Genomic DNA, 22,068 nt, shown 5'->3' with positions numbered 1-22,068 from the left:
AGGCGTAAGCGAATCAGGAAATCAGAAGAAGAAGTCGACGCGGAAATGCACCGGGCGCTCGCGCTCGGTGATCACATCGGGGCGTTCCAGGGAATGGGCGAAGGTCACGGCGGCGGCCAGGTGCTCACCACGGGCGCTGAACTCCACGGCGTTGCCGCTCATGCGGCCGCTGGCGAGGCCGTTGTGCTCGCCGCGCTGGATAACGCCAACGTCGTAGGCCAGCGCCATACCGTATTGCTGCACGAAGGGTTGCAGCGGCGCCCAGGTGACGGGGCGGGTCCAGCGCAACTGGTTGCGCCAGTAACCACCGCTGTCGCCCGACAGGGACTGATCCTTGAAGCCACGTACCGAGTTGAGCCCGCCAATGCTGATGCGTTGCGAGCTAAACAGTACGTCTTCACTTTTCTGGCCGGTGGCCAGGCTGTCGAAACTGAAGCGCTCGCCCCACAGGCTGAAAGGCTGCAGGTAGCTGAGGGTCAGGCTGTATTTGTTGTAGCGCGCCACGGGCTGGTCACCACGAGGGTCGCCGTTGCCCTGGGCATCGAAGGCGCCAATGCCGCGTTGCCAGCCGATATCGGCGTTGACGAACGCACTGCCGATACGCCGGCCATGGTTGAAGCCCAATTGCCATTCGCTGAGGCGGTTGCTGGACAGATCCATGCGGTTGCCGAGGATAAAGTTGTTGGTGCGGACATGGCTTACGCCGGTGTTGAAGGCGGTCTTGCTGACGCTGTCACGGTGCAGTACACGCTCGGCGCGCAGGGCGTGCTGCTGGCTGTCACCGTCGGTCTCAAAGGGAAAGCCATCAGCGGTCTGGCCCAGGGTGCGGTAGTAGCTCTGGCTGTAGCTGTAGTCCACGCGCCACCAGCCGTAGGGGATGCTGTAGGACAGACTCTGGGCATGGGAATGACGGAAGCTGTCACTGACGGCATCGCGGCTGGCACGCAGGCTCAGTTGGTCGGCCAGGCCAAGCGGGCTGTCCCAGGTCAGGCCCAAGCCCCACTGCTGCTCGCCGGTGCTGCGCTGGCCATCGTTGTGGCGATTGATATTGGCGTGCCACGGTTTGCTGCGCTCGCCCTTGAGTTGCACCCGGCTGCCACCGACCTGCTCGCCAGGCACCAGCTCCAGTTGGGCAGGCCGCGACGGCAGGCGGTTGAGGTTATCCACCAGTTGCTCCAGTTCGCGCAGGTTGAGCACGTCGCCCACGGTGCCGGGAAAGCCCATGGCCAATTCACGGTCGCTGGCCAGAGCGGAACTGTCCAAGCCTTCCAGGCGGCCTTCGACCACTACGACTTTCAGCGTACGCGCCGACAGATCCTGCTGCGGCAGGTAGGCCCGAGTGGTCACGTAGCCACGGTCGATGTAGTGGTCGGTCAGCGCCTTGAGCAGGCCGTTGAGCTGGCTAACGCCCAGGCAATCGTCGGCGAATGGCGCGAGGATTTGGGCCTTGTCGACGGCTGACAGTGAGGTAGCGCCGCTGATCTCGATCTGCTCGATGGCGAAGCAGCGCTCATCGCTGGGCGGCGCCTCGGCAGGCGCTTCGACCGTACGCCCAGGCAACTGCTGCAACTCCTGCAAACGCTGTTGCTGCTCCTGCAGCAGGCGCTCCTGGCGGTCGCGGATCAAATCCTGGGTCAGCGGCGAAGGCAGGTTCGCAGGCGGAGTCTGGGCGAGGGCCATGAACGGCGCGGCCATGAGAAACAAGGGGAAATACGAGCGCATGAAAATCCGTACCTGGAGAAAATAAGAGCATCCCTGACGATGGGCGGCATTCTGCCAGTACCGTAAAAAACGACATGAGATGTACTGCTCATTTTCCGACCAGGCGGTTGGCTTGTTACAGTCTCTTGCGAACTACGACCGCATTCCTGTCCGCTGGGCGAATCGTTTCAGGCACGCGAGCAGCCAAGCCCGCGCTGAACATCGCGCAGCTCCCTCGATAGAACAAAGCGGGCTCGAATGCCTAAAGACATCCAACGCGGTGAAGAAAGCGTTAGGTATCGAAGCTGGCCTCATTATTCAGTGCGGTGCGCATTTCACTGTAAACGTGCATCACCACGGGCGTGATATTTGCTCGCCCGTATCTACGCCTATTAAGTCAGCGGCAAAGGGCTTGGTGATCCATGCCCGAACGGAATCAACCTTCGATGGGCTACGGCAACGAGCGAGCGGCGTATCATGGCGCGAGTGTTCGAGCGTGGTGACGGCCCGACGCTATCCTCCGGAACCAGCACCTACGCTGTGGCCAGTGCAATGTGGAGGAGCGGCCAGATTCTCGATGTGCCGTCTGCTGAAGTTACACCCCTTATGCAAGCGCGCAGCTGAGCCACCTCGTACCGTTTTAGCTAAATCCAGCGCCGCACCTGGGCCTGATAACCCGTAAAAGACGCCCCGAAGCGCTCCGACAAGACACGTTCCTCCGGTGCGATCTGGAAGCGGTTGATGTAGACGATGAACCCGACTACGCCGATGACCGCTTGTGGCGTGCCGAGAACGATCGCCCACGACAGCAGTACGACAGCAAAGCCCAGATACATCGGGTTGCGGCTGTGCCGATAGATGCCGGTGCTGACCAGACTGGTAACCTCCTGCGGTACCAGCGGGTTGACGGTGGTGCGCGCTCGACGAAAGCTGTTTACCCCTGCCAGGCAGACCGCGACGCCCAACAGTAATAACGGCAAGGCGATAACCAGTCGTGCCGCTGAAACATGGCCAAACGCGTCCGCCGAACTGAGCCATATCAGCACTGCAAACACGCAGGCAACAAGCACAGGCGGGAAACGGTTGTTCAGAAAATCCATCTTGAAAACTCCTTGGCCTCGTAATCAGACAGCCCCTTGGGAACCGTGGACATCCTCCAGCCGTACCCACAAGGTAATTATCGAGCGCTCTTGTCGAGCTCGCTTCTGATCAGGTCGTAAAGCTGCTGAGCACCGAACTGGGTGAGCGGTCGGCCATTCACGAAGAACGTCGGCGTGCCGCGTACGCCCAGGCGCTGGGCGTCAGCAGTATCTTTCTCCAGCGCGGCGTTAATGTCGGCCGACATCATGTCCTCACGCGCCTTCGGCACATCCAGCCCGGCACGCTCCGCTGCCTGCCAGGCGGCAATGACCTGAGGGTCGTCATGCCAGGCAGGCTGAGAATCCAGCACGGCCTCGATCACCGGGATGAACAGATCCTGTTTTCTCGCCGCCTCGATGATCCGTGCGGTTTCTTCCGAGCCCTTATGGTTGAGCACATAGCGCAGAACCAGCCTGATATCCCCTGGGTGCTTGTCCATCATCTGTTTGACGATTGGATAGAACGCCCTGCACGCCTCGCATGAGGGGTCGAAAAACTCGACGACTGTCACGCTCGCATTGGCTGGGCCGAAGCTCGGTGAATGAAACCGCACCAGGTTCGCAGCGCGCGGTGCCTCGGTGGCTCCTGTATCAGCCGGGACTGGCTGGTAGACAGGCGCCTCTTCTCTCGGATAGAGAAACCCGGCAAGAGCGAAGCCAATGACAGCAAGGACGATAACGGCAACGACCACGATACGGCGACTCATGCAACTGACCTCCGGCGAACGAGCAAAAGTAGAACAGCGATCAAGCTGAAGACCCCAAGGGACAGCAAAGGCAACGGCACGCTGCCGAGTACCGTCATGTCGGCGCCAGAGCAAGACGGGCCCATGCCGCAGGGTTTGATGGCTTCGGGGATGACTCGGAAATACAGCAGGTTGTGGTACAGCGCGACCAGCAGACCGGCGATGGCGACAGGCAGGGCATAACGCCAGACACCCGCATCGGACAGGTAGCAGGCGACCCCCAGGATGACCACCAGCGGAAACATGAAGGCACGCTGAAACCAGCACAGGTTGCAGGGAACCTGCCCCATGACCTCACCAACGAACAGCACCGCCAGCGTGGCAAGCAGCGCCAATAGCCAAGCAGTGAGTAACAGAGACCAAACGCTAGACCTGAGGTGGTTCATACACATCCCGTATTGCTGGCCACAGCAGGCAACGACTTGCGCTGCTGCCAAATGATGGCGGGCAACATAAAGGCTGTAGCGACTACAGAGTCAACTGTTTTGGAGGCTGATTACGCCCCGCTATCTTCGCTGCCTCTCTGAATGCGAGCGCCGATTCGCCACCTGCAATACGCCGAAAGTGCTCTGCCCGTACTTGGCCCGATAAACTGCCCCAAAAATACAAAACCCCTGACTCGTGGCTAAGTGCAGGGGTTTTGTATTAGGTACGAGATGCCTTTGGTGAGGGCATCAGGGCAGTGTTTTAGCGGCTAACCACCTCCATCGACTTCACCGCCACTACCTTGGCCTGCCTCAACGCGTGCTCGACCACGACGGTTTCAATATTGCGAACGCTGGTTCCCAAGCGTTTCTTGGCTACCGCAAGACCGTATGCAGCAAGCTCATCGCTAGGGATATCGCTGGCCATAAGCGGCACTTGAACCATCAGCACACCATCGCTCAGTACCGTTACCTGAAGGTTCAACAGCTGCCCATTGGCCAACGTGACGACCCCCTCCACCGACCTGGAGCCAGAGCGTTGCAGCACAGGCGCCTGGCGGCTTCCGGTATCGGCCAGTTCCAGCGTGATGCTATTGCCCATGTCAGTCGCGGCGTACTGACCTTCTGCACTTAGCGGCTCACCCGAACGGGTTCGATAAATTGCCAGACTTTTACGCACTGCGGGCTCTGAGCGACCATCGAGCAGCGCCAGGCTCATCCTGCCGTTACCAGTTAGAACAGCATCCTGAAGAACCAACGCGTCACCCATGCCGATGCTTGCTGGGGTCGTTGCTAGGCTGGGCGTATCGCTGAACAGCGCCGTAGACAGAATCGGCTGAACAGTGGCTTGGCCCTCCACGATCACCTGATTATCAGGCCGCTTAACCGCTACGCCAGTGCCATTAACGCCTTCCGGTGCATTGATCAAACCAACCGGTGTGAAGAATGGCGGCTGAATGCTGGCGACGCCGATCACTGGCTGATCAGCCAACAGATAGTTGGATGCGTCGCCACCCTGCAGTTGCAAATCGGTAACGCTTACAGTTTTCCCTTGGCCCGCCGTCGGTGTTTCAAACGAAGCGTTCCCCGTTGCACCGACAGCATCGCCGACAACGATACCGTCAACAGTGATATCCCGGATGATGGCCGTGCTACTGCCGTCGTACGGCTTGTCGGCAATATCAACCCTGACAGTCACCACCTTACGGTCGATATCGGCGGTGCCGATCTGCGCATCGGTGTCGAATGCGTAGTTGTTCGCCTCATCGCCGGTCAGGGCGATGCCCGAGCCGGTAACCGATTTGTCCTGCCCCGCATTCTTGTCGATGAACGCGCCCTTGTCGCCACTGCCGGTGACCTTGCCCTGGTCGCCATCGACGATGCCGATCAGCGAGATATTGCTCAGGTCAGCAACCGTGGTGCCGTCGTAGGTTTTGTTGGCCACGTCGGCGGTTGCGGTCAGGGTTTTGCGGTCGATGTCCGCAGTGCCGATCTGTGCATCGGTGTCGAATGCGTAGTTGTTCGCCTCGTCGCCGGTCAGGGCGATGCCCGAGCCGGTAACAGACTTGCCTTCGCCCGCGTTCTTGTCGATGAAAGCACCTTTGTCGCCACTGCCGGTGACTTTGCCTTGATCACCATCGACGATACCAACCAACGAGATATTGCTCAGGTCAGCAACCGTGCTGCCGTCGTAGGTTTTGTTGGCCACATCGGCGGTTGCGGTCAGGGTTTTGCGGTCGATGTCGGCGGTGCCGATTTGCGCATCGGTGTCGAATGCATAGTTGTTCGCCTCGTCGCCAGCCAGGGCGATGCCCGAGCCGGTCACCGATTTGTCCTGACCTGCGTTCTTATCGATGAACGCGCCGGTGCCACCACTGGTGTTCACTTTGCTTTCATCACCGTCGACGATGCCGATCAGCGAGATATTACTCAGGTCAGCGGTGGTCGTGCCGTCGTAGGTTTTGTTGGCCACATCGGCGGTTGCGGTCAGGGTTTTGCGGTCGATGTCGGCGGTGCCGATTTGCGCATCGGTATCGAACGCGTAGTTGTTCGCCTCGTCGCCGGTCAGGGCGATGCCCGAGCCGGTAACCGATTTTTCCTGACCTGCGTTCTTGTCAATAAAGGCGCCGGTACCACTGGTGCTCACCTTGCTTTCATCACCGTCAACGATGCCGATCAGCGAGATATTGCTCAGGCCAGCAACCGTAGTGCCGTCGTAAGTTTTGTTGGCTACGTCGGCGGTCGCGGTCAGCACTTTGCGGTCGATGTCGGCGGTGCCGATCTGTGCATCAGTGTCGAATGCGTAGTTGTTCGCCTCGTCGCCGGTCAGCGCAATGCCCGATCCGGAGACCGATTTGTCCTGACCTGCGTTCTTGTCGATAAAGGCGCCGGTGCCACCACTGGTGTTCACTTTGCTTTCATCACCGTCGACGATGCCGATCAGCGAGATATTGCTCAGATCAGCAACCGTGGTGCCGTCGTAGGTTTTGTTGGCTACGTCGGCGGTCGCGGTCAGCACTTTGCGGTCGATGTCGGCGGTGCCGATTTGCGCATCGGTATCGAATGCATAGTTGTTCGCCTCATCGCCGGTCAGCGCGATGCCCGAGCCGGTAACCGATTTGTCCTGGCCTGCGTTCTTGTCGATGAACGCGCCTTTATCGCCAGTGCCGGTGACCTTGCCTTGGTCGCCACTTACGATGCCAACCAGCGAGATGTTGCTCAGGTCAGCAGTGGTAGTGCCGTCGTAGGTTTTGTTGGCTACGTCGGCGGTCGCGGTCAGGGTTTTGCGGTCGATCTGCCCCACATCACCACTTACGCTGGAGGCGTCGACCTGGTAGCCGTACACCTTGACGTTTCCATTGGTCGCCTCGGAAACCTCGACGTCGTCTACCGTTACGCCCTTTGCGGCGCCGGCATTCTTGTCGGTGTAATAGGCATTACCAAACGAGAGCACGTCGATGGTGTCGCCATCGATTGCGCCGCTCATGTCAAAGTTTGCATTGTTGACGGTCGCGGCGGTGTCGCCGTCATAGGTCTTGCGAACCTCTCCCTGCAGCTCAACCTTCACCTTCGGTGCATAGCTGTACAGGTGTCCATTGCCGCTACCCAGCACCGTATCGCCATACTGCGCGGCGTACTGTTTGAAAGCGACATCCAGGCCGCCACGCGTATCATCCAGAGGACTGCTGGAATAGGTGAGCCAGCGGCCATTGTTGGCAACCAGCGCGCCCGCGCCCGCGTTGTTGACGAGGTTACGCTCGGCGACCAATACGACGGCGTCACCGCTGCCCTGAGCGGTGACTGTGCCGCTGCTGCCAATGACGATATCACCGGTGCCAGCCTGGGCGATGATGTGTCCGCTGGAGTCAGTGTTGCGCAGCGCGCCATCGATCTGGATATCACCGTTGAGCAGCGTCAGGTTGTTGTTGGCGCTGAAGCCAAAGCCGGAAGCTTCAACGGTCGTGGTACCTGTACCGTCGGCACGGCCGATGGTGAGGTTCTTGATTCCCACCAGTTTGCTGATATCGGTCGCAGGCGCGCTCGCATCCAGGAAGATGCCGCCACCAGCGTTGCCGCTGCTGCTGTCCAGCTGGATATTGGTCGTCGCGTCGTAGGGCTCCAGGCGAATACTTGCCGTGGACAGGTTCTGCAAGGTCGCCTGGCTGAAGTCGACGTTGTTGGCGCGCAGGGTCAGCAGGTCAGTGCCAGTGTCCAGATTGACCGTGCTGGTGAAGTTGATTGCGCCGTCGGTAAATACCGAGGCGCCTCCTTTCATTGTTAGCGGTGTGCTGAAATTTACATCGCCACTCAAGCTCAGGAGACCAGCCAACTGTTTTTCACCAGTGGAGGTACCAAGCCCCTTGGTACCCATGGCATCACCAAAATATAGGCGGCCTGTACCGAGGGTTATGTCTCCACTCAGCGTGGCTACACTGTTGTAGGTATTAGAACCGCGCGTAGTGTCGCCGAACGATAGATACAGGTTGCCGCCGTGCGTGGTGATTGGAGTGGTGATACTCAAATCGCCTCGGCCACCAGTGTCAGAATCGCTGGACAGTCGTATATAGCCGCCTTCGGTGGACAGTGAGCCAGCGATGGTCAAGCCATCGGCACCAAGCAAAGTAATGCTACCGGCACCTGGCGTACCACTCCCGATTACATCGACATCATGATCTGGCAGATCAGCAAGAGCAGGGTTCACGCCTGTGCCCTTGGCGACGAGGTTGAACACGCCGTTTATAGACCCCGTACGGGTGCCCCCAGCCTGCATGTAAATGCTGCCGTTCCCGGAAACCTCCAGCGTGTTGTCTTTGTTAGCGAAGCTGATGGACGTAGCGGTATTGCCGCTGTTGAGCACCTCGGCACGGAAGCTGACATCTTCCTGCATGGTGATCGTGCCATCGCCGCTATTCAGATTCAGATCGGCGAAACGAATGCTATCCGTGGCCTGCAACAGCACGTTGGCCGTCTGCTCCTCCAGCGTCTTCTCGTACACCGTCACGGCACCGCTGCCGTTCGACCAGTCGCCACTGGTGCCGCTGCCACCGGAAACGGTGATGGTGGTCGGATCAAGCAACAGATCACCCGTACGCCCCTTGGCTGCACGCGCGTCGGTCTTGCCCGCATACTGAAGCGTTTGCTTGCCAGAGACTTCAGCCTTGCCGCCGTTACCTGCCTGCTCACCACCACGGATCGAGATGTCGCCCGCGAAACGGTTGTCACCGTCCGACCAGAACACCACCGTGCCGCCATCACCGGCCTGGGTCGCGTCGGCTTTGACCTTCACGTTGCGCTCGACCGTCACCTGCGAGGCATTGGCCACGCTGGCATCCTTGCCCTGCCAGCCGCCGCCGACCTTGATCGTGCCGCCACCTGCGGTGCCGCTGGCATCCAGCTGCGCATCGGCAATGGCGATACGCTCGCCCGTCACGACGATGTCGCCGCCCTTGCCATGCACGGAGGAAGCGTCGAGCGTACCTGCGATTTGCGTGAGGCCACCCTCGGCATCACCATCCAGAAGAATGCGCCCACCACGCTCCACCAGGCCGTTGGCTTCGATGATGCCGGTGTTGTTGATCACGCTGTTCAAGGCAGCATCAGCCGATCGCGCACTCAACGCCACCAGGCCGCCGTCGGCGCTGATGTGACCTTCGTTTTTAACCAGAGCATCGAGCACACCACGCTCGATGTTGACACCGACCAGGCCGTCGCCCTGGAAGTCCAGTGTCACCTTGTCGCCAGCTGCCATTACCGTGCTGCCACCCGGCGTCTGGATTATCCCGCTGTTGCCAACCTGGGGGCCGACCAAAGCAACCACGCCACCTTGCGCTGCATTGATGGTGCCCTGGTTGAGCACTGCGCCCGCACCGGCACCGCCGTTCAAGGTGGTTTTACCGGCGAGGAAATCCTGGTCGCTGATCTGCAGCGAAGAGGCAACCAGCCCACCGACGTTGACCTCGGCGCCCTTGCCGATCACCACGCCGTTCGGGTTGAGCAGCCACACCTGGCCATTGGCATCGAGTTTGCCGAGAATCTGGCTGGCATTGCCGCCACCGATCACGCGGTTCAGGGCAATGCTGTCGACGCCAGGCTGGTGGAACGTGACACTGGCCTCGCTGCCGATATCGAAGCTATTCCAGTTGGTAACCAGCTTGCCACTGTGCTGATCGATAACCATATGGCTACCGTTCTGAGAAATATTGCCGCTGCCACCGACGATGGCTCCGCCAGTCGGAAGATCGGCCGCCAGGGCCATACCGCTGCCCAGCAGACCGACAGCGGCGAGGAAACCGATGGCGCCGCCGCGCTTGCCGCGTGAGGTGGAATGTTCTGCTACAGCGACGAATGCCTGATCGGCATCGCTCCAGACCAGACGGTAAAGATGGTTCAACGAAGCCCGCTTCATGGTGTGCTCCTAAAATTCTTAAATAACCGCAATGACTTGATCAGAATGCGTACGAGGCTTGAATCCAGGCGCGCCAGTCGCTGGCACGGCTGTCTGCATCCAGGCCGGACAAACCACGACCTGGGTTGTTATCGAGCGTGCGCGCGACAGCGGTACGGACACTGAAATCACCCGCCCACAGGTTGGCGCCTATGCCCACGGCATGCAGGTCGTAGCGGTTGGTGTCGCCGGCATTGTTGATCGAACCAGGCCAGGGGTTCTCGTGCAGCCAGACACGGCCGGTGTCGAAGAACCCAAGCCCCTGCAGTGTCACGCCGGGCAGGTTCAGATCGAGGTTGCGGCGCAGTTCAAGGGTGGCCAGCCAGCCATGATCCGCAGAGGCTTCGCCGACCGGATAAGCACGTACACCGGCTGGGCCACCCAGCAGGAATTTCTCGGAAGAGTCGAGGTTGTCACTGGCCCACTGAGCTGAAATGCCGCCGAACAACGTCCACGGGCTCGCGGCACCCAGGCTCTGCAAGCGCGACACGCGCAGGTTCAGCTTATGGAAGCTGCCATCGCTGTCAGCGCTCACGCTGTCGGCGAACTGGTCGTCACGGTTGCCGGACAGGTCGAGCTCACCCAGCGTCAAGGCCAGCATGGCGTCGGTCACGCCGCCGCCGGCAAAACCGTCAAAACGGTTACCACTCATGGCCAGAACGATATTGTTCAATTCCCGATCGCGCAGGTTGGTACCCAGCGCACGATCCTCCAGCGCCTTGTACTCGTAGGTCGCCGATAGATTGAGGTTCTCCAGTCGCGAGCGAATCAGCGGGTAGCTCAAGCCCAGCGAACCGCTGCGCGCAGTACCGCGCAGATCGAGGGGGCGGAATTGCTCCTGGTCGACGTCATAACGCAGGTAAGAGCCCGCGGCATTCAGACGTAGCCCGGAAGCGGTCAGCGGCAGGCTGTAGGAGCCACCGACAATATCGCTACCAGTGCTTTTGCTGACGCCGATATTCAGTTGATCACCAATGCCCAGCGGATCGTTGAAGCTCAACTGTGCATTGGCGCGCGCCGTGCCGGTGCTGCGATTGCCATAGTTGTCAGTCGACACGCCACCATTGAGCAGCGGGCCCGGTTTGGCATTTATCAACAGGCGACTGGTGCCGGGCTCGACGCCGCGTTCCAGCGCCGACTGCGCACTGATGCCCGGCTGATCGTTGATCAGCAGCAACGCCCGCTCCAGATCTTCGACGCGCAACACCTCGCCTTCGGCAAGGGCGCTGTCGGCGATCCCATGCAAACGCTCGTGGCTGCTGCGGGTAGCGCCGCTCATTTCGATGCGCGAGGCCCCGGACTGCAGGCGGCCCTTGACCAGGGCGATCTCCAGCTGGCCTTCGGTCAGGTCCTGACGCGGCAGATAAGCACGAGCCAGTACATAGCCGCGGCCACGAAGATAACGAGTAAGGCTGTCTACAAGTTGCTGAAGACCGGCATGGTCGAGGGTCTTGCCCAGAACGGGTTTGATCAGCTCTTGCAGATTCTCGGCTTCGGCCAGCGCGGTATCTCCGCTGAAGCGGATTGCTTTGAGCTGCACCCGAAGGCCGGAGTCCCCTGGCTGGTTGGTACCCGATGGCAGTTCGAAGGCAGCTGGCGGCTGAGTGGAGCGAGGTTCGGAAGGTTGGGTCTGCTGGTGCTCGTTAAGTAACTGCCCTGCGTCGGGCACAGCCTGCGCAAACACCAGCGGGGCAGCACTGGAACCCGCCAGAACGACGGCGCAATACAGCAGATGCTTGCCCGCGCGAACGGAATCCTTGTGAGGAACTGGCATCGTACAACTCCATGAAATTTGGGAAACCAACCATCGGGTCAAGCCGATGGATGAAGAGCCCGCGGAGTCTACTCACGCCATGAACGATCAAATTTTGCCCAACCGGATGGGACTTTTGCCGCAGCGGATATCCGTGATTATTTTGCAAAGCAGGCCGAATGAGAGCGGCGAGCCGGCTACCTCGAAGCGAACTCACGTACGCGGCTGTGCAGCCTGAGAAGGCGCCCGAATGAATCGCGAACATCGCTAGTACTGAGCTCGCCAGGTCATGCCGAGACTGCGCTGCGGGCCTGGTAAAACACCGTAATCTCCAGAGCCCAGGGTGGCGTACACCGCACTGGCATAATCCTGGTCGAACAGGTTTTTAGCCCATAGTTCGAGTGCCCACTGCTGATCGATACGGCCTATGCCGATACGCAGATCGGTCAGCCCGTAGGCAGGCTGATAACTGCCAGCACCTCGTTCCAGAACCCCGTATGAACCACTGCGCCAGCTGTAATCCAGCGCCCCAAACAACGCCAAGCCGAGCACCAATGGTCGTTGGTAATTCAAGCCGGTTGCCGCGCTCCACTGCGGGGCATTGAACAGCCGCTTGCCCGAAAGATCACACGACAATGCTGCGCTTTGCGGCGCGCAGGGCGCATTCTCGAACGAGCGGTAGCGTGCATCGCTCAAGGCTGCAGCAAGATGCCACTGCCAATGGCCACTCAACAGCACTCGACTATCGAGCTCCACACCGCGCAGGCGTACCTTGCCCACGTTGATAAGGCTGTCGCGCAGTGGCGGTGACAGATCATCGACCGCCTTGCTGTTGCTCAATGCCTGGTAGTCGTCGACGTCCGTTTGGTAGAACGCCATGTCTACAAGCAGCCGCTCCTGCCACCAGCGGCTTTTGAAGCCGACCTCCATCGAGGTAGCCCGCTCCGGGCCGAATGTCGGTGGCACCCGCTGCCCCGTCACTTCGAGGTTGATGCCACCGGCCTTGTAGCCTCGTGACCAGTTGGCATAGCCAGTAACCGCATCGGTCAATTGATAGCTGATCGCTAACTGCCCGGAAAGGTTATGTTCCTCGATGCTGTTGCGGCGCAGGTACTGGCCGCCCAGCGCAACATCGCGCAGCAGCGTGCCACCGAGCTGCGACACCAGATCGCTGCCGAGCGGAGCCAGGCCATCGACGGACCGGGTAATACGTCCGCGTTTGCGCTCGCGGGTGTAACGCAGCCCCGGCGTGATGGCGAGTCGCTCGCTGGGGCTCCAGGTGAATTGCCCGAACACCGCCTGACTATCGCTTTTCTGCTCCCCACGAATGTCCTGATGGGCACCTTGCAGCAATGTCGACGGCACCATGCCAGGGGTTACGCCAAGCGACGTCAGTTCCGCACGGTCGCCAAGAAAGAATGCCGCGGCATCAGGGCCAAATCGCACATCACTCTGGCGCTGGAAGCGTTGCCGCAGGTAGTAGAGACCCAGCACATAATCGAACTTTTCATCGAGCGTCTGCGCAAGGCGTAGTTCCTGGCTGAACTGGCGATGGTCGATATCCACGGCCGAACGAGCTATCGACAGCGCCATACTGTCGGCGTCGCTCTTGCTGTCATAGGCCCAATCCCGATAGCCCGAGATGCTGCTCAGGGTTATGCCGTGATCGAGATGGTTGTCGAGTAGCAGTGTCAGCCCGCGTTGCCGGGTCTCCAGGCGGTTGGCTTCATCGTGATCGACGCGGAGGGCGTAGGGGTCTACAGGCAGCGGCGAATACCCGACAAAGGCGGCACGCTGACGAGTCACCGCACTCAGGTTGCTGGCAACCAGCACAGCGCTCTCATCCTGCACGGCATACTCACCGATCAACCGAGCACTGAAGAACTCGTTAGGCTCCCACAGTAACTGCCCTCGCCCGCCCTGCCTGTCCTCACCTGCCACTGCACGTCCGCTATAGCGATTCTCGATGGCGCCGTCGCGCGCAGCGTCGTAGAGGCTCAACCTGCCAGCCAGCACTTCATCGATCAGCGGGCCTGACAGGCTCGCACGGTATTGGCGCAGGCCATCCTGGCCCATGCTCACCTCGGCACTCCCCTCGCTGACGAAGCTGGGTGCCCGGCTGAGGATATTGATCGCGCCTGCCGTGGCGTTCTTTCCATACAACGTGCCCTGCGGGCCGCGCAGCACTTCGACCCGCTCTATATCGCCAAGATCCTGCAGGGACATGCCCTGACGGCCGAGATAAACGCCGTCCGAGAACAGCGCAACGCTGCCATCGAGCCCGTCGTTGGCGGAGCTCGACCCCAGCCCGCGGATTCCGTAGGCGGCGTAGCGAGGGTTGGGAGCGCTGAGCGTCAACCCGGGAATGCGCGCAGCCAGCGCATTCATAGTATCCAGGCCGGCACCGCCGAACTGCGCTGCGTCCACCACGACAAGACTGATCGGTACTTCCTGCACGCGCTCTTCACGATGACGAGCGCTGACATTGATTTCATCGAGTTGCAGGGCGGCAGTTTGTGCCCATACCGCGAACGGCGACATCAGGCCCAGTAAATGCGGCAAGGTTCGTCTGAGCCTCATCATGCTGACCCCTGCCGCTGTGCGCCGCTTCGGCTGAGGGTATCGATGCAGGCCATCAGATCCCGGCTCGATGCCGGTTTGAGCAACGTGGCATCGAAACGCAGTTGCGCTGACATGCCTGCCGGGCGCAACGCGGGCGCCGCCGAATACAGCAGCACTGGCAAATCGGGCCAGCTCAAGCGCAGGGTATGCAGCAGTTCCCAGCCGTCCATACCCGGCATGCGCTGATCGGTGACGAGCAGATCGGGCGTGTCGCGCTGCAACCATTCGAGCGCCTGAAGACCGTTCTCGGCGCAGTCCACATCGAAGCCGTAACCGGACAGCAAATCGCACAACCACTCACGATTCTGCTGCAAGTCATCGACCAGCAGCACACGCCGGCCATTGCCCTCTACGTCGATGCCATGCTCGTCGATGAAGCTGCTTTCCAACTCATCCTCACCGGCCGACTCCAACACCAGCTCGAACGCGAAACAACTGCCCCGTGGCTCCAGCCGTTCCAGCTTCAGTTCACTGCCCATATGGAGCAGCAACTGAGTGACGATGGACAGCCCAAGCCCGCTGCCATCATAGGATTCGACACCTCGGCCACGCTGGAATGGCTTGAGCAACTGCTCTCCTGCATGAGGATCGATACCGATGCCGCTGTCACTGATCTTGAGGCTCAGTCGCACCCGCCCGTCCGCTTCGGCACTGGCATCGACTTCGAAGCGAATCCAGCCGTCGTGGGTGAATTTCGCGGCATTACCCAGCAAGTTGAGTAATACCTGGCGCAAGCGGCGAAAATCCGCCCGCACCAATGCGGGTAGATCAGCGGCAAAACGGCACTCGAGCCGGTTGTTCTGCCGTGCAGCCAGAAAGGCCACCTCTTCTTCCAGCTCGCGCAGGAAGCCGTAGAGATAACCTGGCGCCAGCGTCAACTCCAACTGCTGCAGCTCGCTGCGGGAAAACTCCAGCAACTCGTCGATCAGCTCCAGCTGTTGCCGAGCATTGCGTTCGATTTTGTGGGGAAAATCATCACGTGCGACACCTGCCTGAACGAGGCGCGCGTAATCGATGATGCTCACCAGCGGGGAGCGAAGGTCATGGCTGATTCGCGCCATCAGCGTACTGCGGGCACGCAGCGACTCGCGCAGCTGGCTGGTGCGCAAGGCGACAGTGCTCTCCAGCCTTTCCTGCTCGGCCTTTTGCTGGCGCTCCAGGGCGGTCAGCGCGCGCTTTTCCCTTCGCCGGCTACGGCTGACTTCGGTGATCAGCGTGCAGACCAGTATCGCCACCCCCGGTAACGTGGAAGACAAGCTCAACACACTGCCGCGGGCCTGCCAGGGCAACTGGTCGAGTTGCAAGACATAGCGCACCAGGAACTGCAGCAGCATGAAGCCAGGCACTGCCCAAGCCATCCAGCTGAGCGGCAGGCCTCTTCGCCAGGCCGTAAACAGTGTCGCAGGCAGCAGCAGATAAGCGGCGACCCGCGTGCACCACTCAGCAAGCGGTCGCCCCTGGGCCGAATCGACCAGAAGGCCCCAGAGGCACGCACAGATGAATAGCAGCAGGATCAGATCGTAGAGCCTGCCCCAAAGCGCAGGCAGGCGGCGAACCTGTAACAGTTCGCGGGCGTAAGCCAGGAAAAACAGAAAAGACAGTACGCTCAACAGCGACCATATCGGCAGACTCCAGGGCATCAGCGCAGGCCAGGTAATCAGATAGCCACTGGCGACCCAGGTCACCGTGACGTAACTGAATACGGTTGCCGCGTGAACCGCCAGCAACCGAGAGCGCACGATCCAGCCGACGATCAGACTGAAAGGCACCACCAACAGCACGATGCCCAGAGTAATACCGTCGCCCAGCGAAACCCGCTGCCTATCTTTAAGCAGAGCGGTTTCACTCCACAGAACCGGGTGCAACAGCAGCAGCGTGGGTGTGGTGACCCGGACCAATACCTGGGCGCGCTCACCTGGCTCGAGCACCAGTTCGAACACCGGCTGGCGCTCAGCGAGCGGCCATTGCTCGAGCGGGTACGCCGCACCGGCAACCTGCGTTTGCCAACGGGTGCCGCGCAACACATGCAACTGAATGTCGTGCAGCCGCGGCTCGCCGACGGTCAACCAACGCTGGCAGATTCGCGTATCTCGATTCTCGACCTCGAAGCGCAGCCAGAAGGCTGAATGGCTGTACTCCTGCCCAAGCAGCTCAGGCGATGCCGGGCTGAATTTCGAGGCGGGCAGCTGGGAAACCTGCAAGGCATCGAGCCTGGCGTCGGAATCCTCGAGCATCTGTATCTGTGGTGCCAAATCCACGCGTGCAGCCTGGCAGACGTCGACAGCCCAAACCAGAGGGCTGCACAGGCACATGAGTACCAGCAGGAAGGCACTTAGCCAAACCCTGCTCATGCCCACACAGGAGCGAAGGGGGAGCACGGTGTCGCACCGGATGAGCCTTGCATAATGGCTAGTCCGCATCAGTTCGCTGCGACGAACCCTTGTTATGGGCTTGCTGGCGATACTGGCTTGGCGTCATGCCCACGCGCTCTCGAAATGCCGTAGTGAAATTGCAGGCGCTGCGAAACCCGACCTGATCGGCAATGTCCTGAATATCCATCGCACTCTCGGCCAGCAGTTCCTGGCCACGCCGCAACCGGGCTTCGCGAATGTAGGCGAACACCGTACAGCCCAGATGCTCGCGAAAAATGCTCGAAAGCCGCTTTTCGTGGGTACCCGTCTTGCGGGCAAGCTCTGCCAGGGAAGGCATCTCATCGAGGTGCTGAGCAATCAAACGCATGGCCACACGCAGCGAAACCTGGTCATCACTGCCCGGCTCTGCGGGAACCTGGGTTTGCTCGGGCGCCGTTTCACGCCATGCCAGTTGCAAGTGGATTCGGATGCGCGCCAGAACTTCCTGAGGGTCGCAGCCTTTCAAGACGTAATCGACGCTACCCAATGACAACCCTTCGAGTCGCTCCTCCACAGCTGCGGAGGAGGTCAGGAATATGATCGGAACACGGCAGGTTGCAGGCGCCTCGCGCAACAAGCGGCAGAGGGTAAACCCATCCATACCCGGCATGCGGACGTCGAGCAGAATCAGGTCGGGCTTTAGCGACAGGGCACGCTGGTAGCCCTGCCTGGCGTCGCTGGCCATGGACAACTGCCAGGCTTGCTGACGCAGGACGACTACCAACCCCCGAATTTCCTCGGGCGAATCGTCTATCAGCAAAATATGCGGTGCATTGTTGGAATTGTTCTGCATCACTCCAGCCCAATTAACGTCATGGGTTCGGCCGACGACCGGTAATAGATCAACGCGATTATCCTTGCGAGCAAAAGCGCTGTCCGGCGTAACAAAAGGCCTAACATCAGGAGCGCGATAAGATAACGCAAAGCCTCGTGGATAGACATGATGCAGCGTCCCATATACGACCACACGTCGTCCCAAATACCGGCGCCTCAATACTCACTGCGCGCTGCCAATCTGGTCGATCTGTATTGGCTGGTTCATGTGGTAGAGGCGGGTAGTTTTTCTGCCGCCGCCCAGCGGACCGGAGTCGCCAAATCCAATTTGAGCAGGCGAATCATCCAGCTCGAAAAGCGCATGGACGTGCAACTACTTATCCGCAAGCCACGGGCTCTTCATCTCACCCCGATCGGCTCACGCATTTATTGTCATGCGCTGGATATGCTTGACGCTGCCAAAGCGGTCGAGGAGATCGCCAGGGATGCCAATGGCCCACCACGTGGCCCCGTTCATCTATCCGCGCCCAGAGTATTGTCGCCCTGGTTCTATTCCTGCCTGCGCACGTTCAGAGATCGGTATCCAAATGTCGAGTTCTACCTGAGTGAGACCGATGGTGAAACTGAACTGGCGAACAATCACCTGGATATATCGCTCAGCCTCCATGAGGTGCCTGGCGATAGCACCGACATCGTGTCGAGGGCCATAGCACGCCTGGAAATGGTGATTGTGGGCAGCCCCGAGAAGGTGGGTAACCTTGGTAACCCCAACCGATTGGATGAGCTGAGCGATATGGATCTTCTTACCACCCGATCCTCCACGGGCCTACGGCCCTGGCTATTGGTAGATGGGGAGAAGGCGCTGGACAGGGCAGCGCTATGCTTACACGATTACCAGTCGATGCTCGACGCCGCCCGTGCCGGCCTAGGCCTGGCCTGCGTACCGCTGCACAGTTGCATCGACGATCTACGAGCCGGGCGCCTGCAACAGGCCTGCCCAGCCGAACACCCGAAAGCGGCAGTGCTGTATACGCTCACCAATCCCCACCGCAGCATAACGCCTGCAGCCCGTGCTTTAGTTCAGCACCTTCGTGACGAACTCGAGGTTCAGCCAGCCGCCGGCATGTCTGCTTTGATGAGCCTGGCTGCCGTTCAAGAATGAAGGTTATGACTGAAATCAGCCCCTAAAGCCCCATCAACTGTCGCTTCAGAACCCTTCAAACAAAACTGCTATGCCTCTAGAGCACGTTTGTCGAAACGAGCCATCTCGCAATCTGCTCGTCGCCCAGATGACATTTCATCGGCCAACTGCGCTGCGCGCCAACATGAGCTGAATCCTTCTGGTTACTGCGTAGTCATACCTCATCAGTAGCAGCACATTCGCTTGATCTTTCTTCCGGCCGGCTACAGGCCACCGCCGAGGTGCAGATATGGCTACGCATAGTGAGATGGTGCTGGAACAGGCCATGTTGGCCGTTTTGGGTGCATGTATCGACCTGGGTTATGACGTCGACAAGCTGGCCCAGACAGCCCAGGTGCTGATCCTGGACAACAGCAAGTACAACCACGTCGAGCAGCCCCTCGCCTCAACCCCACACGAGGCGATAGAAAGAGCGCTTTCAACCGTGAAAAGCGCACCGCGCCTCTAGCCGCAACAGCTTCAAGATCAAGCACGCATCGACACTAGCGGTGCGTCAGCTTGGCTTCCTGGAAGCCCAGCCCACTGTGAAACGCTGTGAAATTTTCAGGCGTTTGCGAATTGCTGTGAAGGCGATGCGCAGTGGCCATTTGCTTGCTGATAACGTCCGTGGCGAAGGCAGTATCGCTGCCACGTGTCATCAATCCACTGAGGGAGCAGGTCGATGTCTACTACCGTTTCACCTACTGGCGGTAACCCGAATACTCCGAGCTCGTCGACTTCGGTATTCGATGCGAAGTTGGACATCGCCAAGTCCAGCAAAACCCTCGCCGATTACATGCGCCAGAACGGCAAAGGTGCGATTACCAAACAGGAAGTCTCGCAACTGGCCAGCGATACCTCGGGCAAGGTGCCAAGCGATGTGGTCGAGGCGGCCAAGTACATGCAGCGCCATCCTGACGTATTCACCGCCATCGAAACTCACGATGTGGCTGGCGCGGACGATCTGTCCGGGGTCTGGAACCTCGACTGGGCAGCCAGTGGCGGGCTGAAAGGAACGCCGACCGAAGCCATCGCCAAGATGCAGGACACCTTCGATTACGCGATTGCCAAGTCCGCACAAATCACCGAGATCACCACCGCCAGCAAGGCCGAGCTGGACTCGACCAAGCAGCGACCGAGCAACTGATACCGCGGCGCTCTGCTCCGCTGCAAACGCCAGGGTGCCTGCATGCGCCCCGGCGTGGAGGCTCGTTTAAACGGAACGCCTCAAGGATCGAGGCGCCGACGAAACCACGACAACGGCGCCAGTAGACAGAACACCGTATACGCCAGCAAACGTGTAGGGATGCGCGCCGGCAACGGCGCCGGGCGCCAGCGTGCTTCGGGTACGAAGCTGCCAGGCGGGCGAAAGTGCGCCAGCGGCCGCGTCAGAAAGCCATGCCACAGGCCCTCACGCGATATCAGCACACGCAAATTTTCCGGGATGAAGAAGCCCGAGTGGGGATAGGTGTCTGTGCGCACATTGAGAACGGTCTTTGCGTCGTACCCCGCTACCCCACCGGGGCCCGCGCCGGGAATGGCGTATTGCGCATAGGACACCGCTCCATCTTGACCGCCGACATGGTTCAGCACCGCTTCCACGCGGCCTTCTGCGACAAGCCGATCCCAGTCGAAATCCGGGCGCACGATGCTCGCTGCGGTGATGATGCGGCCGAATTTCAGGTCGGCGAATTCCGCATCCGCCAGTACACGCGACAGCAGCAATGTGCCAAAGCTGTGGGCGATGATGTCCGGCGCGGTCGGCAGGTCGCTTTTCTCCGCCTGCCGGATGGCAATCCTCATGCGTTCGCCCATCTGCCGGGCGAGGCGGCGGTGCAGCCAGCGGGTGAACACGTCGATGGTCGCCCAACCGTATTTGTAGATGAGCACGGGAGCGGAATAGCTGAGCCGATTGGCGATTTCCCAACTGAACTCTTCCTGCCATTTAGCGCGGCTGTTCATGCCATGGATAACGATCACCCAGCGGATATCGCGACTGGTTTCGCCCACGAGACGGTAGAAATGCTCGGCGATGACCTCACAGCCTTCCTGCAGATAGTCGGTGTGACAGTAAGGGCATGACGTAGGCTGGCCGCCGGGCGGCAGCACCCTGTCGCAGCCGCGTACCGGGCAGCGATAGGAATCGATTCTGCGTGCTGCCGTGGATGCGACCAGGTTGTCGAGGAAGGCCTGCAGTGCTGTGTCGCTGTCCTGGGCACCGACTACCCCTGCGAACTGCGCCAGGGTAAATTCCAGCTCGACGCCCTGCTGCAGGCGCCGGTCGATTTCCGCTTGCCAGCGGTCATGTGATGACGGGCTCATGGCGCGTTGTTGTACTCCCAGAGCAGCTCGACGATACGCACGATGTCCTCGCGCTTACACTGCGCCCAGATCCGCAAGCGCGCCTCGCGCCCATAAACCTGAACGGCGATACGGCGGCTGGTGCCATGCTCTTCGGCGGCAAAATGCAGCATGCCCTGCGCCCTGTCGAACTGCTCGGTGTCTACAGCCTGCAGCACCACACGCACCGGCTCCACGGCGTCGATGCCACCTTCTGCGAGGGTCGAGGCCATTTCTACATAGCCGCCGTCGAGCTCGAAGCGGGTGGAGTGCACGCCCTTGCCCTTCATCGCCGCCACTTTCACCGCCTGGTCGAGGGGAATCGGCAGCGGCGCGACATCCGGGCAGCCGATCGCCGCCAGGGTCATTCGCACATCCTGGAAAACGGCTTTGTGATCGATCTCGGGGTTACGGTGAATGAGGATCGCACAATAGGGATCGCCGAAGCGCCATTCATAGCGCACCACGCTGCGATCCAGGCGCTGCCGGTAGGCGTCGAAGCGATAACGCTCCAGGCCCTCGTCGATGGCGAAGTCCTTGGGTTTCCAGCGGTTCCAGCCAGCCTTGCCCTGATGCCAGAGCATCGACAGACCGCCCTCCCCCAAGCCGATGTGCTTGAGCTCCAGCGCCTGGGGGAAATCCAGGCTGGCACTTGCCTGCTGCAGAGCGGCATGGGGGCTGGCCGCGATACCGGCAGCCAGCGCGCCGATCTCCACCTGCGGCGGCTCGATCAGATAGAGGTGCTGATCGCCCCAACCTTCGACTTCTGCTAACCAAGCTTCCAGGGTTTCCTGAGTCAGCTCGTCGGCATCGATGGCGGCATCCAGATTGGCGGCGAAGTCTTCCTTGGTCGCACCGATCCGGACACTGGTGCCACGCAGCAGTTCCTTGATGAAGGCATTGCCCTGGGCGACGATGACCCGTCGCACCAGCTCCTTGAGTTGCGCTTTGCTCAGCAGATCCGTGCCCATGCCCTCTCCCGACGATGCGCAGCGTCATGCCGGCGCACCACTGGCGCGAGGCACGACATAGC

The 22,068-nt window shown here is 60.4% G+C and carries 14 protein-coding genes; 3 read left to right on the top strand and 11 right to left on the bottom strand.

What is annotated here, in order from left to right:
• Positions 1 to 21: 21 nt before the first annotated feature.
• From K5Q02_RS11110 to K5Q02_RS11065, 9 genes are all read right to left on the bottom strand, one after another.
• Entirely contained in the window at positions 22 to 1,722 is a 1,701-nt protein-coding gene (locus K5Q02_RS11110) for a ShlB/FhaC/HecB family hemolysin secretion/activation protein (RefSeq protein ID WP_442963983.1), read from the bottom strand.
• 623 nt (positions 1,723 to 2,345) lie between these two features.
• A complete protein-coding gene (locus K5Q02_RS11100; RefSeq protein WP_225839178.1) occupies positions 2,346 to 2,801 on the bottom strand; it encodes a methyltransferase family protein in 456 nt (151 codons plus the stop codon).
• A gap of 77 nt (positions 2,802 to 2,878) precedes the next feature.
• Entirely contained in the window at positions 2,879 to 3,547 is a 669-nt protein-coding gene (locus K5Q02_RS11095) for a DsbA family protein (protein WP_225839177.1), read from the bottom strand.
• Positions 3,544 to 3,972, bottom strand: a complete 429-nt coding sequence (locus K5Q02_RS11090) for a disulfide bond formation protein B (protein WP_225839176.1) — start codon at positions 3,970 to 3,972, stop codon at positions 3,544 to 3,546. The genes K5Q02_RS11095 and K5Q02_RS11090 overlap by 4 nt, the downstream gene beginning before the upstream one ends.
• A gap of 301 nt (positions 3,973 to 4,273) precedes the next feature.
• Complete coding sequence (locus tag K5Q02_RS11085) at positions 4,274 to 9,916, bottom strand: YDG domain-containing protein (protein ID WP_225839175.1); 5,643 nt, start codon at positions 9,914 to 9,916, stop codon at positions 4,274 to 4,276.
• Between the two features lie 40 nt (positions 9,917 to 9,956).
• Entirely contained in the window at positions 9,957 to 11,729 is a 1,773-nt protein-coding gene (locus K5Q02_RS11080) for a ShlB/FhaC/HecB family hemolysin secretion/activation protein (protein WP_225839174.1), read from the bottom strand.
• Positions 11,730 to 11,975: 246 nt separating this feature from the next.
• On the bottom strand, positions 11,976 to 14,291 hold the full coding sequence (locus tag K5Q02_RS11075; RefSeq protein ID WP_225839173.1) for a TonB-dependent receptor: 2,316 nt from the start codon (positions 14,289 to 14,291) through the stop codon (positions 11,976 to 11,978).
• The gene (locus K5Q02_RS11070) at positions 14,288 to 16,681 is read right to left on the bottom strand and encodes a hybrid sensor histidine kinase/response regulator (RefSeq protein ID WP_225839172.1); all 2,394 of its coding nucleotides are present in this window, start codon (positions 16,679 to 16,681) and stop codon (positions 14,288 to 14,290) included. The genes K5Q02_RS11075 and K5Q02_RS11070 overlap by 4 nt, the downstream gene beginning before the upstream one ends.
• Positions 16,682 to 16,739: 58 nt before the next feature.
• Positions 16,740 to 17,534, bottom strand: a complete 795-nt coding sequence (locus K5Q02_RS11065) for a response regulator transcription factor (protein ID WP_225839649.1) — start codon at positions 17,532 to 17,534, stop codon at positions 16,740 to 16,742.
• A gap of 147 nt (positions 17,535 to 17,681) precedes the next feature.
• Between K5Q02_RS11065 and K5Q02_RS11060 the strand changes: the two genes are divergently transcribed.
• The 3 genes from K5Q02_RS11060 (at position 17,682) to K5Q02_RS11050 (ending at position 19,842) form a co-directional block, all read left to right on the top strand.
• On the top strand, positions 17,682 to 18,677 hold the full coding sequence (locus tag K5Q02_RS11060; RefSeq protein WP_225839171.1) for a LysR family transcriptional regulator: 996 nt from the start codon (positions 17,682 to 17,684) through the stop codon (positions 18,675 to 18,677).
• Positions 18,678 to 18,945: 268 nt separating this feature from the next.
• Positions 18,946 to 19,164, top strand: coding sequence for a hypothetical protein (locus K5Q02_RS11055; RefSeq protein WP_225839170.1), 219 nt, complete (start codon positions 18,946 to 18,948; stop codon positions 19,162 to 19,164).
• Between the two features lie 213 nt (positions 19,165 to 19,377).
• A complete protein-coding gene (locus K5Q02_RS11050; RefSeq protein WP_225839169.1) occupies positions 19,378 to 19,842 on the top strand; it encodes a hypothetical protein in 465 nt (154 codons plus the stop codon).
• Positions 19,843 to 19,922: 80 nt separating this feature from the next.
• Here the strand turns inward: K5Q02_RS11050 and K5Q02_RS11045 are convergent, their stop codons facing one another.
• Complete coding sequence (locus tag K5Q02_RS11045; protein WP_225839168.1) at positions 19,923 to 21,017, bottom strand: hypothetical protein; 1,095 nt, start codon at positions 21,015 to 21,017, stop codon at positions 19,923 to 19,925.
• Complete coding sequence (locus K5Q02_RS11040) at positions 21,014 to 22,006, bottom strand: hypothetical protein (RefSeq protein ID WP_225839167.1); 993 nt, start codon at positions 22,004 to 22,006, stop codon at positions 21,014 to 21,016. The genes K5Q02_RS11045 and K5Q02_RS11040 overlap by 4 nt, the downstream gene beginning before the upstream one ends.
• Between the last annotated feature and the right edge of the window lie 62 nt (positions 22,007 to 22,068).

The sequence above is a fragment of the Pseudomonas sp. MM211 genome, from assembly GCF_020386635.1.
In the GTDB taxonomy this organism is placed as follows: domain Bacteria; phylum Pseudomonadota; class Gammaproteobacteria; order Pseudomonadales; family Pseudomonadaceae; genus Aquipseudomonas.
This window is presented reverse-complemented; position numbering and strand designations above follow the sequence as displayed.

Coding starts and splice junctions, on each gene's coding strand:
- K5Q02_RS11110 (WP_442963983.1), bottom strand. CDS start 1,722: ATGCGCTCGTATTTCCCCTTGTTTCTCATGGCCGCGCCGTTCATGGCC.
- K5Q02_RS11100 (WP_225839178.1), bottom strand. CDS start 2,801: ATGGATTTTCTGAACAACCGTTTCCCGCCTGTGCTTGTTGCCTGCGTG.
- K5Q02_RS11095 (WP_225839177.1), bottom strand. CDS start 3,547: ATGAGTCGCCGTATCGTGGTCGTTGCCGTTATCGTCCTTGCTGTCATT.
- K5Q02_RS11090 (WP_225839176.1), bottom strand. CDS start 3,972: ATGAACCACCTCAGGTCTAGCGTTTGGTCTCTGTTACTCACTGCTTGG.
- K5Q02_RS11085 (WP_225839175.1), bottom strand. CDS start 9,916: ATGAAGCGGGCTTCGTTGAACCATCTTTACCGTCTGGTCTGGAGCGAT.
- K5Q02_RS11080 (WP_225839174.1), bottom strand. CDS start 11,729: ATGCCAGTTCCTCACAAGGATTCCGTTCGCGCGGGCAAGCATCTGCTG.
- K5Q02_RS11075 (WP_225839173.1), bottom strand. CDS start 14,291: ATGATGAGGCTCAGACGAACCTTGCCGCATTTACTGGGCCTGATGTCG.
- K5Q02_RS11070 (WP_225839172.1), bottom strand. CDS start 16,681: ATGAGCAGGGTTTGGCTAAGTGCCTTCCTGCTGGTACTCATGTGCCTG.
- K5Q02_RS11065 (WP_225839649.1), bottom strand. CDS start 17,534: ATGCAGAACAATTCCAACAATGCACCGCATATTTTGCTGATAGACGAT.
- K5Q02_RS11060 (WP_225839171.1), top strand. CDS start 17,682: ATGATGCAGCGTCCCATATACGACCACACGTCGTCCCAAATACCGGCG.
- K5Q02_RS11055 (WP_225839170.1), top strand. CDS start 18,946: ATGGCTACGCATAGTGAGATGGTGCTGGAACAGGCCATGTTGGCCGTT.
- K5Q02_RS11050 (WP_225839169.1), top strand. CDS start 19,378: ATGTCTACTACCGTTTCACCTACTGGCGGTAACCCGAATACTCCGAGC.
- K5Q02_RS11045 (WP_225839168.1), bottom strand. CDS start 21,017: ATGAGCCCGTCATCACATGACCGCTGGCAAGCGGAAATCGACCGGCGC.
- K5Q02_RS11040 (WP_225839167.1), bottom strand. CDS start 22,006: ATGGGCACGGATCTGCTGAGCAAAGCGCAACTCAAGGAGCTGGTGCGA.